This is a genomic window from Halomonas sp. THAF12 (assembly GCF_009363675.1).
GTDB lineage: Bacteria > Pseudomonadota > Gammaproteobacteria > Pseudomonadales > Halomonadaceae > Halomonas > Halomonas smyrnensis.
In genome coordinates this window covers 2,377,865-2,390,248 of the sequence record NZ_CP045399.1, presented here as the reverse complement: position 1 = coordinate 2,390,248, position 12,384 = coordinate 2,377,865, and the positions used below count along the sequence as shown (strand labels likewise).

Annotated in this window: 12 protein-coding genes; 7 read left to right on the top strand and 5 right to left on the bottom strand. The window is 65.8% G+C overall.

Annotated elements, in window-relative coordinates; all coding sequences use genetic code 11:
- Positions 1-44: 44 nt before the first annotated feature.
- Positions 45-965: a LysR substrate-binding domain-containing protein gene (locus tag FIU88_RS10970; RefSeq protein ID WP_152479262.1), complete on the bottom strand. Its 921-nt coding sequence runs from the start codon at positions 963-965 to the stop codon at positions 45-47.
- Positions 966-1,076: 111 nt separating this feature from the next.
- Between FIU88_RS10970 and FIU88_RS10965 the strand changes: the two genes are divergently transcribed.
- The 3 genes from FIU88_RS10965 to FIU88_RS10955 all read left to right on the top strand — a co-directional run bounded on the left by FIU88_RS10965 (position 1,077) and on the right by FIU88_RS10955 (position 4,253).
- On the top strand, positions 1,077-1,967 hold the full coding sequence (locus tag FIU88_RS10965; RefSeq protein WP_152479261.1) for a phytanoyl-CoA dioxygenase family protein: 891 nt from the start codon (positions 1,077-1,079) through the stop codon (positions 1,965-1,967).
- Between the two features lie 35 nt (positions 1,968-2,002).
- Entirely contained in the window at positions 2,003-3,253 is a 1,251-nt protein-coding gene (locus FIU88_RS10960) for a Xaa-Pro peptidase family protein (RefSeq protein WP_152479260.1), read from the top strand.
- Positions 3,254-3,389: 136 nt separating this feature from the next.
- A complete protein-coding gene (locus tag FIU88_RS10955) occupies positions 3,390-4,253 on the top strand; it encodes a glycine betaine ABC transporter substrate-binding protein (protein WP_152479259.1) in 864 nt (287 codons plus the stop codon).
- A gap of 87 nt (positions 4,254-4,340) precedes the next feature.
- On the opposite strand, the gene FIU88_RS10950 is transcribed toward FIU88_RS10955, so the two are convergent.
- Positions 4,341-4,844, bottom strand: coding sequence for a lactoylglutathione lyase family protein (locus FIU88_RS10950; RefSeq protein ID WP_016855397.1), 504 nt, complete (start codon positions 4,842-4,844; stop codon positions 4,341-4,343).
- 102 nt (positions 4,845-4,946) lie between these two features.
- Here FIU88_RS10950 and FIU88_RS10945 point away from each other — a divergent pair, with 102 nt between their 5' ends.
- The 4 genes from FIU88_RS10945 (at position 4,947) to trxC (ending at position 9,259) form a co-directional block, all read left to right on the top strand.
- The gene (locus FIU88_RS10945) at positions 4,947-5,837 is read left to right on the top strand and encodes a LysR family transcriptional regulator (RefSeq protein ID WP_272943084.1); all 891 of its coding nucleotides are present in this window, start codon (positions 4,947-4,949) and stop codon (positions 5,835-5,837) included.
- Positions 5,838-5,935: 98 nt separating this feature from the next.
- Positions 5,936-6,136, top strand: a complete 201-nt coding sequence (locus FIU88_RS10940) for a hypothetical protein (RefSeq protein ID WP_152479258.1) — start codon at positions 5,936-5,938, stop codon at positions 6,134-6,136.
- A gap of 222 nt (positions 6,137-6,358) precedes the next feature.
- A complete protein-coding gene (locus FIU88_RS10935; RefSeq protein ID WP_152479257.1) occupies positions 6,359-8,722 on the top strand; it encodes a DNA polymerase II in 2,364 nt (787 codons plus the stop codon).
- A gap of 99 nt (positions 8,723-8,821) precedes the next feature.
- Positions 8,822-9,259: a thioredoxin TrxC gene (gene trxC, locus FIU88_RS10930; protein ID WP_016855394.1), complete on the top strand. Its 438-nt coding sequence runs from the start codon at positions 8,822-8,824 to the stop codon at positions 9,257-9,259.
- 26 nt (positions 9,260-9,285) lie between these two features.
- Here trxC and FIU88_RS10925 read toward each other — a convergent pair whose 3' ends face one another.
- The 3 genes from FIU88_RS10925 to FIU88_RS10915 all read right to left on the bottom strand — a co-directional run bounded on the left by FIU88_RS10925 (position 9,286) and on the right by FIU88_RS10915 (position 12,078).
- The gene (locus tag FIU88_RS10925) at positions 9,286-10,287 is read right to left on the bottom strand and encodes a nucleoid-associated protein (protein ID WP_152479256.1); all 1,002 of its coding nucleotides are present in this window, start codon (positions 10,285-10,287) and stop codon (positions 9,286-9,288) included.
- 91 nt (positions 10,288-10,378) lie between these two features.
- The gene (locus tag FIU88_RS10920) at positions 10,379-11,140 is read right to left on the bottom strand and encodes an ABC transporter permease (RefSeq protein ID WP_152479255.1); all 762 of its coding nucleotides are present in this window, start codon (positions 11,138-11,140) and stop codon (positions 10,379-10,381) included.
- Positions 11,137-12,078 carry an ABC transporter ATP-binding protein gene (locus FIU88_RS10915; protein WP_152479254.1) on the bottom strand — a complete coding sequence of 314 codons (942 nt, stop codon included), beginning with the start codon at positions 12,076-12,078 and terminating at the stop codon, positions 11,137-11,139. Before FIU88_RS10915 ends, FIU88_RS10920 begins: the two co-directional genes overlap by 4 nt.
- Between the last annotated feature and the right edge of the window lie 306 nt (positions 12,079-12,384).

Below are 12,384 nucleotides of genomic sequence, written 5' to 3'. Positions count from 1 at the left end.
TCGTACATGAACTGAGCCTGAATCATGGCGCCGCAAGCGGGCCATCAGGGGGCGCCGCGGCCGAGATCGGCAACCGAATCCTCAACGGTGAGTAGCTCCTTGATCAGCTCAATCAGATCGTCGCCGGCAGGATGCTGGAAGCTCGGCGAGCGATGCAGTTCCAGCTGTGCCGGCGGCAAGGCGGGGAGGCCGTCGGCCTCGTCGAGCACCTGCCAGTCGGCCGGCAGGGTGCGGCGATCGGCGACGGTCACGGCGTTGCGCTGGTTGATGGCCATGCGCAGTCCGGTCGGGCTTTGGCTGGTGTATTGCAGCGACCACTGGCGACCCTGGCGAGTCAGGCTGTCGAGGGCGCGTTGGCGGTAGGGGCAGTGATCCGGAAACAGCGCCAGGGGGAGCGGTGACCCTGCGTCATGGTGGAAGTCTCGATGCGCGGCCCAGACCAGGGACTCGGTGCCCAGGACGTCTCCGTTGCCATGGTTGGCATGACGCACCGTCAGCGCCAGGTCGAGTTCTCCGCTTTCCAGCGCCTCGATCAGCTCGCTGGACATTCGACAGTGGATATGGGGCCGGATGCGCGGGTGTCGCTGGGCGAAGCGATCCAACAGGCGTGGTAGCCAGGCCTCGGCGTAATTCTCGGGCAGGCCGAAACGAATCACTCCCTCCCGGTCGCCATGGCCGAGTGCGCTGATGGCCTCGCGCTGAAGCTGCAGCAGACGACGCGCATAGACCAGGAAGATCTCGCCGTCGGGGGTCAGGCACAGCTGCCGGCTGGTGCGTTGCAGCAATGGCGTGCCCACACGCGCCTCCAGGGTCCGGATGCGCTGGCTGATGGTCGATTGCGTCTTGTGCAGCTGGCGGGCCGCGGCCGTGAATCCTTCGTTCTCGATCACCGCCACGAAGGCGCTGAGCAGCTCGGTGTCGAGGATCGGCAGGGCCTGGCCATCGGCTTTGTCGATGGAATTCATCGGAACGAATCGTTTCCTCGATGGTTTGATATTCCTCACTATGCCGCTGAATCCAAGGCGAGGCCAGCCTCGACTGGTCGACCCCTTACCCCGTGACCCCGGAGGACCCCGATGCTCACCGCACAGCAATTGGCCGATGCCGAACGACACGACCTGACCGATCTGGTCGATAGCGAACGTTATCCCCTCGAGCGTCCCGATGATCCCGCCCTGTTATCCGTCATCGCCCAGGCGCGTGCCGACCTGGATCGCGAGGGCTGTGCGGTGCTGCGCGGCTTCATGCGCCAGGATCGTCTGGCGCAGATGCGCGAGGAGTGTCAGGAACTGGCCGAGAAGAGTTTCTACAACACCCGTGAGGTCAACGCCTACTTCACCGCGGATGATCCGACGCTTCCCGAACGGGATCCCCGCCGCCTGTTCATGACCCGGACCAGTGGCTTCGTGACCCGCGACATGATCACCGCCGACCGCATCATGCAGCGACTCTACGTGTCACCGGGCATGAAGTCCCTGGTGGCTCGCTGCCTCGGCGAGGAGCAGGTCTACGAATATGCCGACCCCTATGCCGGGCTGGTGCTCAATGTCCTGCCGGAAGGCACCGAACAGCCGTGGCATTACGACACGAACGAATTCATCGTCACCATGATGACCCAGGCGCCGGAAGCCGGGGGCAGCTTCGAGTACTGCCCGGACATCCGGACGCCGCAGGATGAAAACTATGCCGGCGTCGGGGCGGTGATTCGCGAGGAGGACCGCGAGAACGTGCGTCGGCTGGACCTGCAGCCCGGGGATCTCCAGCTGTTCAAGGGGCGCTTCAGCCTGCATCGCGTGACTCGCGTCGAGGGGGCCACCCCGAGGTTGACGGCGATCTTCGCCTACTCCCAGTCACCGGGTGTGGTCGGCCGGCTCGAGCGCACGCGTCAGCTGTATGGCCGGGTGTCGGAGCTGCACATCCAGGCCGAGCAGGACCGCGCCGAACGTGTCGACGGCCTGCTCGACTGATCCTTCCCCCTACGAATCGCTTAGGAGCACCGCTGATGAACATGGATCTGGACGCACTGGGCATCCTGGCCCCTACCCATCGCCCCGAAGACTGCGAGCCCACGCGAGAGGAGATCCCGCAGATTCTCCGCGACCGGCTGGGGCGCGTGAGGGAACAGCTCAAGGCGCGCGACATCTCGGCGGCCGTGCTGTTCGACCCGGCGCATGTGCGCTATGCCACCGGCTCGCGCAACATGCAGGTCTACAGTTCCCGCAACCCGGCGCGTTATGCCTTCGTGCCGGCCGAGGGGCCGGTGGTGCTGTTCGAGTTTTCCGGGTGTGAACACCTGGCCTCACATCTTCCCACCATCGACGAGATCCGGCCGGCCAAGGCCATCTCGTACTACTTCAATGAACGAAACACCCATGCGGTGACGGAGGCCTGGGCCGACGAAATCGATGACTTGATCCAGCGTCAGTGCGGTGGCGGCGGCAAGGTGGCGCTGGAGAGTGCCACCTCCCAGGCGGCCTTCGCCCTCAAGGAGCGCGGCTACCGGGTGCTGGATGCCCAGGAACCGCTCGAACAGGCGCGCGCCTACAAGGTGCCCAACGAGATCAAGATGATCCGCTCCTCATTGCGCGCGGTCGAGGAGGGGGTGCGGCAACTGGAGGCGTCCATCCGCCCCGGCGTGACCGAGAATGAAGCCTGGTCGAAGCTGCACCAGCACATCATCGCCACCGATGCGGACTTCGTCGAGACTCGCCTGATGAACTCGGGGCCCAGGACCAATCCCTGGTTCCAGGAGTGCTCCGATCGCCGCATTCAGGCGGGGGAGCTGGTGGCGCTGGATACCGACGTGGTCGGGCGCTATGGCTACTATGCCGATTTCTCGCGCACCTTCCTCTGCGGTCGAGATCAACCGACTCAGGCGCAGAAGGATCTGTATCGCATGGCGTATGATCAGATTCGGACCAACATGGCCAACCTCAAGCCGGGGGTCAGCTTCAAGGAGTACGCCGAGCGTGCCTGGCAGATTCCTTCCGCCTACAAGTCACGTCGCTACTTCGCCCTGGCGCATGGCGTCGGCATGAACGGGGAATACCCCTATATCGTGCATCGCGAGGATATCGACGATAAGGGATACGACGGCATCATCGCGCCGGGCATGACGCTTTGCGTCGAGAGTTTCATCGGCCATGAGGCGGGCGGCGAAGGGGTGAAGCTCGAGGAGCAGCTCTATATTCGGGATGACGGCCAGGTGGAGCTGTTATCGGATTATCCCTTTGATGCTCGTCTGCTGGGATAATGGCGCAAGGCGTGAGCCATCGCCATGGTGCATTCTCTTGACTCATGCAGGGTATGAGAAATGCGTCAATTGGTGGGCCCAGTCTCATGCTAGTCTTGGCCCATGGCGATTCCAACAATCAGATGAAGGAGAAGGCATGAAGAAGCTTTCCGCGACTCTCTTGGCGCTCGGTGTCATGTCAGCCGGCACGGTGTCCGCTGCCAGCGACAAGTCACTGACGATTGGTACCAATAACTGGGCCGAAAATATCGCCGTCGCCAACATGTGGAAGATCCTCCTCGAGGAAGAGCATGGCTACGACGTCGAGTTGTCGGATGTCGGCAAGAGTGTGCTCTATAGTGGCCTCGCCAGCGGAGACTTCGATCTTTCTCTTGAGATCTGGCTGCCGACCACGGATGCGCCGTTCCTGGAGCCGTATCGTGACAGGATCGATGTGCATGATGTCTGGTATGAGGGCACCGGCCTCGGCTTGGTCGTGCCCGCCTTCGCCGACATCGACAGTATCCCCGAGCTACAGCAGCAGGCAGAGGACTTTCAGTACCAGGGGCGCCCGGCCATTCTTGGCATCGACTCGGGATCCTCGATCGCAGGCCTGACGGAGGATGCCATCGAGGCGTACGAGCTGCCCATGAATCAGGTGAACAGTTCCGGGCCGGCGATGATGGCAGCGCTGGACAGCGCCTATCGCCGTGATGAGCCGATCGTTGTGACGCTGTGGAGCCCGCACTGGGCATTCGCCGAGTATGATCTCAAGTACCTGGAGGATCCCGAGGGCGTCTATGGCGATGAGGAGGACATTTACTGGATGGCGCGTCCCGGATTGGATGAAGAGGATCCCTGGCTGACCTCTGTGCTAAATGCGTGGAAGATGGATGATGATAGCCTTGGCTCCTTGATGGCCCGGATCGAAGAGGTAGGCGATCCGGTGGAAGGGGCAAAGGGGTGGATCGAAGATCATCGTGCTCTGATTGACGAGTGGTTCGCCAGCGCGTCGTCCTAGGCGATCGTCGTCACGATCTCATTCTCTCGTAACGAGCCGGATGATAAGCATCATCCGGCTCGTTTCGTTTGTGCCGCTCGGCCTCACTCAGGAGGCATAGGCACCGGCGGAGTAGGTCAGCTCGTAGCTATGGCTGTAGATCTCGAGGATGTTGCCGAACGGGTCTTCCATGTAGACCATGCGGTACGGCTTCTCGCCGGGGAAGTACTCGCGAACCGGCATGCGCTGCTTGCCGCCGGCGGCGACGATACGCTCGGCGAGGCCTTCCACGTCCGGGTCCTGGACACAGAAATGGAAGACGCCGGTCTTCCAGTACTCGAAATTGTTCTCCGGGTCTTCCTGGCCCTGGAATTCGAACAGTTCGACGCCCACCCGGTCGCCCGTGGACATGTGGGCGATGCGGAAGGATCCCCAGCCCGGACCGAAGACGTCGGAGCACATGACGCCGATGGCCGAGTCGTCCTCGACGATGGTGGTGGGTTCCATGATGACGTACCAGCCGAGGACCTCGGTATAGAACTTGAGGGCGGCTTCGACATCGGGGACCGAAATGCCGATGTGGGAAAAGGTGCGGGGATAGGCCTGACTCATGATGACGTCTCCTGCTGTTGGGCGAATGTCAGTGAACGCCTTGCATGCTAGGCCCCGTCGGCCATAATCAAAACCACCATGACGTTATCATCACGATAAGAGATGCTTATGCTACAGCCGCAGTGGCTGCGCACCTTCGAGGCCCTGGTGGAGCTCGGCAACTTCACCCGGGCCGCCGAACGCCTGGACCTGACCCAGGCGGCCGTCAGCCAGCACATCAAGCACCTGGAGAGCCGGCTCGGGCCGCTGCTGCTGCGTCAGTCGCGCAAGCTGGAGCTGACCCCCGCGGGGCATGCGCTACTCGATTATCGCCGGGAGATGCAGGCCGCCGAGCAGCGCCTCGAGCAGCGCCTGGCCGGCGATGATGCCAGCCGGGGTGAGCTGTCGCTGATCACCCCGGGCAGTATCGGGCTGGCCATCTACCCCCACCTGCTGGCGCTGCAGCGCCAGGCGCCGGGGCTATCCATCCGCCACCGTTTCGCGCCGACGGCGGAGGTGATCGATGCCGTGCTGGAAAACCGCGCGGAGCTGGGGCTGGCTTCCCAGCGGCCGGAGGACCCGCGTCTGGCCGTGTCGCTGTTCGCCCGGGAGGCCCTGGAGCTGGTGGTGCCGGCGGAGGCCGACGTCGAGGGCTGGGAGGACCTGGCACGAATCGGTTTCATCGACCACCCGGACGGCCACCACATGGCCACCCGCCTGCTGAGCCGCCGTTTCCCGGGGAATCCCGGCGTGCGTCATCTGCCTTGTCGCGGCTTTACGAACCAGATAGGCCTGATTCTTGCGCCGGTGGCACAGGGGCTCGGGTTCAGCGTGCTGCCTCGCTTCGCGCGTGAGGCCTTTGCGGCCCCCGAGGCGATTCGTGTCGTGGAGGGATCGCCGGAGGTGGTGGATGACCTGTGGCTGCTGCATCGTGCCGAGTGGCCACTCTCCGCTCGTGCCGAGCGTGCCCTCGAGTGGCTCGATGCCCGGGTTGTAAACCCCCGATCCACGTAGGGGCAGGTGGGGCCCAGCATACCTGGCGCGAACACGCCGTGGGGCATGATCACGCCCGGGGGCGCGCCGGCGTCGCGCCCGGCGTCCGGCGCTCTTCAATGACGCATCGCATCCATCAGGCGATCCATGATGGTGCGCCGCAGCGTGAGCGTTCGGCACGGTATCGTCGCAGCATGCCCCTGTATTTTGATAACTATTTGATTTTTAAGATTTGCCAGCTTTATGGTCTAGGCGTTGCTAATGGTTGGGTGTCGGCGGTCGTCCCTGCGTCGCAGCATGACGACCGGCCCGACGAGTGAGCTGGCGTGCTCCAACTGGCCTCCCTTCGGGGAGGCTTTTTTTGTGCTTGTTCGGTCTCCGGGGCGCGCCGAGTGGAAGGGCTGGCGTGGATAAGAGCCGAGCCCTGCTCGCCGAAACCCCATCGATGTCGGACGCTGTCATTTCCGATCTGATGAGCGAGGTGTGAAGCCACGGATGGCACGGTAAGATCATGTCGACACGCGGGCAGACCTGGAGCAGTGGTGGCGATACGGCAGGGATTCATCCTGACCCGACATTGGCAGGAGACGTCCGAAGGCCCCCAGGGCGAGTTCTGGCTGGCCACCGATGAGGGGCCTCTGCGAGTACGCGTGCCGCCGCGGCCGTCGGTCGCCTTCCTGCCGGCGGAGCAGCGAGGGCGCGCGGATCGAGTGCTGCACGGCGAGCCCGGGGTCGAACTGCGCTCCCTCGCGCTGCGCGACTTTCATCGGCGCCCCGTGCTGGGGCTCTACTGTCGGCAGCATCAGCGGCTGACGGCCCTGGAACGACGCCTGAAGCACGCCGGCGTGGAGGTCTACGAGGCCGATATCCGGCCGCCGGAGCGCTATCTCATGGAGCGCTTCATCACCGCACCGGTGAGCGTCGAGGGGGAGCCCGACGGCGCGGGCGGCCTGATGGCGACGCGGCTCAGGCCGGCGCGGGACTATCGTCCGCGACTCAAGGTGGTGTCGCTGGACATCGAGACCAGCGGGAGCGGCGAGCTGTATTCCATTGCCCTGGAAAGCGGGCAGGAACGCCGGGTACTGATGCTGGGGCCGCCCAACGGGGCGGCCGAGGGGCTCGATTTCGACCTCGAGTACTGCGATAGCCGCTCGGCCCTGCTGGCGCGGCTCAACCGATGGTTCGCCGAGCACGACCCGGATGCCATCATCGGCTGGAATCTCGTGCAGTTCGACCTGCGTATCCTCCACGAACATGCGCGGCGGCTCGGCGTTGCCCTGCGCCTGGGGCGCGGCGGCGCCGTGATGGAGTGGCGTGCCCAGGGCCATCAGGCCCATCGCTTCGTCGCCTCGGCGGCGGGGCGGCTGATCATCGACGGCATCGAGGCGCTGCGCTCGGCCACCTGGCACTTCTCTTCCTTTTCCCTGGAACACGTGGCCCAGGCCCTGCTCGGCGAGGGCAAGGCCATCGACAACCCCTACCAGCGGCTGGATGACATCCTGCGCATGTTCGCCGAGGACAAGCCGGCGCTGGCGCGCTACAACCTCAAGGACTGCGAGCTGGTGACGCGGATCTTCGCCGAGACCGAACTGCTCGACTTCCTGCTGGAGCGGGCCACGGTCACCGGGCTGTCCGCCGACCGCAGCGGCGGGTCGGTGGCGGCCTTCACCCATCTCTACCTGCCGCGCCTGCACCGCCTGGGGTTCGTGGCGCCGAATCTCGGCGAGGCAGAGGCCGCCGAGAGCCCCGGCGGCTTCGTCATGGATTCACGCCCCGGGCTCTACGACTCGGTGCTGGTGCTGGACTTCAAGAGCCTGTATCCCTCGATCATCCGCAGCTTCCTGATCGACCCGGCGGGCCTGGTGGAGGGGCTCGCCGATCCCTCGGACGCGGCCTCGGTGCCGGGGTTTCGCGGGGCCCGCTTCTCGCGTTCGCAGCACGCGCTGCCGGCCATCGTGGCGCGGGTCTGGGAGGGGCGCGAGGCCGCCAAGCGCGCGGGCAACGCGCCGCTTTCCCAGGCGTTGAAGATCATCATGAACAGCTTCTATGGCGTGCTGGGATCGAAGGGCTGCCGCTTTTTCGATGCACGCCTGGCCTCGTCGATCACCATGCGTGGGCACGAGATCATGCGACGCACGCGCGAGCTGATCGAGGCCGAAGGCTATACCGTCATCTATGGCGACACCGACTCCACCTTCGTGTGGCTCGGCCGCGAGCATCCCGAACGGCAGGCGGAGGCGATCGGCCGGCGCCTGGTGGAACACGTCAATGCCTGGTGGCGTGATCACCTGGCCCGGGAATATGGCCTCGCGAGCGCGCTGGAGCTGCAGTTCGAGACCCATTACCGACGCTTTCTGATGCCGACCATTCGCGGTGCCGAAGCGGGCAGCAAGAAACGCTATGCCGGGCTGGTGCGCGACGCGTCCGGGGACGAGCGGATGGTCTTCAAGGGGTTGGAGAGCGTGCGCAGCGACTGGACGGACCTGGCCAAGGACTTCCAGCAGGAGCTCTATCGGCGCATCTTCAACGGCGAGTCCTATCGGGATTTCGTCCGCGACTATGTGCGTCGCACCCTGGCCGGCGACTTCGATGATCGACTGGTCTATCGCAAGCGGCTGCGTCGTTCCCTGGCCGACTATCAGCGCAATGTGCCGCCCCATGTGCGGGCGGCGCGGCTCGCCGACGAGGCCAGCGACCGGCTCGGTCGGCCGCGCCGGTATCAGCACGGCGGATGGATTCGCTACGTGATGACGGTGGCGGGGCCGGAGCCTCTGGAACAGCAGTCTTCGGCCATCGACACCGATCACTACCTGACCCGCCAGCTGCAGCCGGTGGCGGATGCCATCCTGCCGTTCGTGGGAGACGACTTCGCGACCCTGATCGACCGTCAGCTCGGGCTGTTCTGAGCCCGACCCTGTTCGCCATGGCCGATCCTCGTGGCGCGCTTGATGGCGCCGGCATCTGGCGACATAGTTCCTCGGATCTTCCCCCTCTGGAGTCCCATCATGTCCGATGCCCTGCTGCTGGGCTGTGCCCACTGTCATGCCATGAACCGGGTTCGCCCCGAGCGTCTATCGGCCGGCCCGCGCTGCGGCAAGTGCCAACAGCCGATGTTCACCGGCGAGCCGCTGACGCTGACCGCTGCCAACTTCGAATCGCTGGTGGCGCGCAGTTCGCTGCCGGTGGTGGTCGACTTCTGGGCCAGCTGGTGTGGCCCGTGCAAGGCGATGGCGCCGATCTTCGCCGAGGCGGCCCGCGAGCTGGAGCCGCGCCTGCGCTTCGCCAAGCTGGACACCGAGGCCGAGCAGGCCCTGGCCAGCCGCTTCGGCATCCGCAGCATCCCGACGCTGATCCTGTTCAAGCACGGCCAGGAGGCGGCCCGCCAGCCGGGGCTGCTGCAGGGACCGCAGCTGCGCCAGTGGCTGGCGCCGCACCTCGGCTGAGGCGCGGACGATCGGGGCGGCCGGCGTCAGTCGCCCTGGCGCTGCTTGAGCTGGTCGCGCAGCCCGTTGGGCACCTTCTTGATGATCAGCCGGTCGCCGTCCTCGTCGTACTCCACGGCGGCGCCCAGCAGATGGGAGTCGAAGCTGATCGAGACGCCGGCGGCGCGGCCGGTGAAGCGCCGGAACTGGTTGAGGGTGCGCTTGTCGGGCGGGATCTCGGGGTTCAGCCCGTAGTCGCTGTTGCGGATGTGCTCATAGAACGCCTTGGGGCGCTCTTCGTCGACCAGCTCGGAGAGGTCCTCGAGGGTGATCGGCTCGCCGAGCTTGGCCTGGTCGCTGGCGTAGTCGACCAGGGCGTCGGTCTTCTCGCGGCTGGCTTCTTCCGGCAGGTCCTCGTGCTCGACGAAGTCGCTGAAGGCCTTGAGCAGGGTGCGGGTCTCCTCGCCGGCGTCGCGCTGCTCGCGGGCGCCCAGCGCCTCGGCGAAGGCCTCGGACAGCTTCTTGCCGCCGCGGTCGCGGGTCCAGGAGAGATACGGATGCGAGGCCGAGCCGTTCTGCCACTGGTTGACGTCGAGGCGCGCGGCCAGCGTCATCTGGGCCAGGTTGAGCTGGCGGGCGGGCACCACGCCGAGGGCATCGTCGATGCCGAAGCCGTCGCGGTGATGCAGCAGCGCGAGCATCAGGTAGCGGGCCTCGCCCTGGCGATGGTCGACGACCAGCAGGTGGCCGCCCACGGGCAGGTGGTCGTCGATCAGCGGCACGATCTGCTCGGCCAGCGCCCGGGTCAGGCCGGGGAAGTCGCGCTCGCCGTCGAGGAAGCTCGACAGGGCCGCGGGAAAGGCGGCCGGTTCGTCGTCGGCGAAGCGGCCCCAGTTCTTGGCCTTGCCGTGATAGGCGTCGTTGAGCCCCGAGACCAGGTCGTCCAGGGCCGTGGACGCCGCCAGCGGCGCCTCGGCGGGCACGAGGCGGGCCGGCGTCTCGCCGTCTCCCTTGTCGATGCGGTGGATGATGCTGTGCAGGATCGGCATGGGAACCTCCCTCGGGCTCGGTGAACGGGGGCAGGGATGATACCCGCCGCGGCGCGGCGGCGATAGCGCGGCGGGTATCCAGGCGGGACGGTCAGGGCTTGAGTCGATAGCCGCTGCGGAAGATCCTGTTGACCACGGCGAGGGCCACCGCCAGGAACAGCCCGATCACCGCCAGGCTGGCCCAGATGCTGACGTCGCCCATGCCATAGAAGCTCCAGCGGAAGCCGCTGACCAGGTAGACCACCGGGTTGGCCAGCGTTACCGCCTGCCACAGCGGCGGCAGCATGTCGATGGAATAGAAGGTGCCGCCGAGGAAGGTCAGCGGGGTGATCACCAGCAGCGGCACCAGCTGCAGCTTCTCGAAGCCGTCGGCCCAGATGCCGATGATGAAGCCGAGCAGGCTGAAGGTCAGGGCGGTGAGCACCAGGAACAGCAGCATCACCAGCGGGTGGGCGATGGTGAAGGGCACGAACAGGCTCGCGGTGCCGAGCACGATCAGCCCCAGGATCACCGACTTGGTGGCCGCCGCGCCGACGAAGCCCAGCACCACCTCGAAGTAGGAGACCGGCGCCGAGAGGATCTCGTAGATCGAGCCCGAGAAGCGCGGGAAGAAGATGCCGAAGGAGGCGTTGGAGACGCTCTGGGTCAGCAGCATCAGCATGATCAGCCCGGGCACGATGAAGGCGCCGTAGCTGACGCCCTCCACCTCGCTGATGCGGGTGCCGATGGCGGCGCCGAAGACCACGAAGTAGAGCGAGGTGGAGATCACCGGCGAGACGATGCTCTGCAGCACGGTGCGCAGGCTGCGCGACATCTCGGCGACGTAGAGGGTCTTCACGGATTCGAGGTTCATGGGGCCTCCCTGACCAGGCTGACGAAGATGTCCTCCAGCGAGCTCTGCCGGGTGTGGAGGTCCTTGAAGTGGATGCCGGCGGCGTCCAGGTCGGCGAGCAGCTCGGCGATGCCGCTCGCGTCGTCGCCGTCGTGGCGGCCGTCGTAGGTGTAGATCAGCGCCTGGCCGTCCTCGGCGATCTCCAGGCCGTGGGCCGCCAGTGCCCCGGGCAGGCGCTCGAGGGGCTCGTGGAGCTGCAGGGTCAGCTCCTTGCGGCCGAGCTTTCGCATCAGCTCGCGCTTCTCCTCGACCAGCACCAGCTCGCCCGAGCGGATCACGCCGATGCGGTCGGCCATCTCCTCGGCCTCCTCGATGTAGTGAGTGGTAAGAATGATGGTCACGCCGCTGTCGCGCAGCTGGCGCACGACCTCCCACATGTCGCGGCGCAGCGCCACGTCGACGCCGGCGGTGGGCTCGTCGAGGAACAGGATCTGCGGCTCGTGGGCCAGCGCCTTGGCGATCAGCACCCGGCGCTTCATGCCGCCGGAGAGCGTGATCAGGCGGTTGCGGCGCTTGTCCCACAGCGACAGCGATTTCAGTACCCGCTCGATGTGGGCCGGGTCCTTCGGCTTGCCGAACAGCCCGCGGCTGAAGCTCACCGTGTCCCACACCGTGGAGAAGGCCTCGCTGGTCAGCTCCTGGGGCACCAGCCCGATCAGGCGGCGCGCCTGGCGATAGTCGGCGACGTTGTCGTGCCCGTCCACCAGCACGCGGCCGGCGGAGGCGTTGACCAGCCCGCAGATCACGCTGATCAGGGTGGTCTTGCCGGCGCCGTTGGGGCCGAGGAGGGCGAAGATCTCGCCGCGCCGGATCTCGAGATCCACTCCCTTGAGGGCCTCGAAGCCGCTGTCGTAGGTCTTCGACAGCGCCTCGACGCGGATCACGCTTTGCTTGCTCAATGCTCGATACCTCCCTGGCTGTGGGCCCTGGCGAGGGGCTGGCCCGTCGGCAACGCCTCGCGTCCGGGGCGTCCTCGTCCGACACCTTAACGCTTTCCTAACCTCCGACGGTACATGCTGGCGTTGCCTCGAGAGAGGCGTGATTCCCTGTTCCCTTGGCCGCCTGTCCCGGGCGGCTCTTTTTTGCCCCTCGCCCCTCGAACGGCGGCGTATTTGCTGAATTCGTTAACATTCTCTTGCCTCATTATTGTGCATCATTCCTCGACATTTTCTGGCCGGCGCATGCCGGCTGCCCTGTGCCTTCGG

Bases quoted from the DNA above. Each gene is read 5' to 3' on its own strand.
- FIU88_RS10940 (WP_152479258.1), top strand. From the start codon at position 5,936: ATGACGCATCGCATCCATCAGGCGATCCATGATGGTGCGCCGCAGCGT.
- FIU88_RS10965 (WP_152479261.1), top strand. From the start codon at position 1,077: ATGCTCACCGCACAGCAATTGGCCGATGCCGAACGACACGACCTGACC.
- FIU88_RS10920 (WP_152479255.1), bottom strand. From the start codon at position 11,140: ATGAACCTCGAATCCGTGAAGACCCTCTACGTCGCCGAGATGTCGCGC.
- FIU88_RS10945 (WP_272943084.1), top strand. From the start codon at position 4,947: ATGCTTATGCTACAGCCGCAGTGGCTGCGCACCTTCGAGGCCCTGGTG.
- trxC (WP_016855394.1), top strand. From the start codon at position 8,822: ATGTCCGATGCCCTGCTGCTGGGCTGTGCCCACTGTCATGCCATGAAC.
- FIU88_RS10950 (WP_016855397.1), bottom strand. From the start codon at position 4,844: ATGAGTCAGGCCTATCCCCGCACCTTTTCCCACATCGGCATTTCGGTC.
- FIU88_RS10970 (WP_152479262.1), bottom strand. From the start codon at position 965: ATGAATTCCATCGACAAAGCCGATGGCCAGGCCCTGCCGATCCTCGAC.
- FIU88_RS10925 (WP_152479256.1), bottom strand. From the start codon at position 10,287: ATGCCGATCCTGCACAGCATCATCCACCGCATCGACAAGGGAGACGGC.
- FIU88_RS10955 (WP_152479259.1), top strand. From the start codon at position 3,390: ATGAAGAAGCTTTCCGCGACTCTCTTGGCGCTCGGTGTCATGTCAGCC.
- FIU88_RS10960 (WP_152479260.1), top strand. From the start codon at position 2,003: ATGAACATGGATCTGGACGCACTGGGCATCCTGGCCCCTACCCATCGC.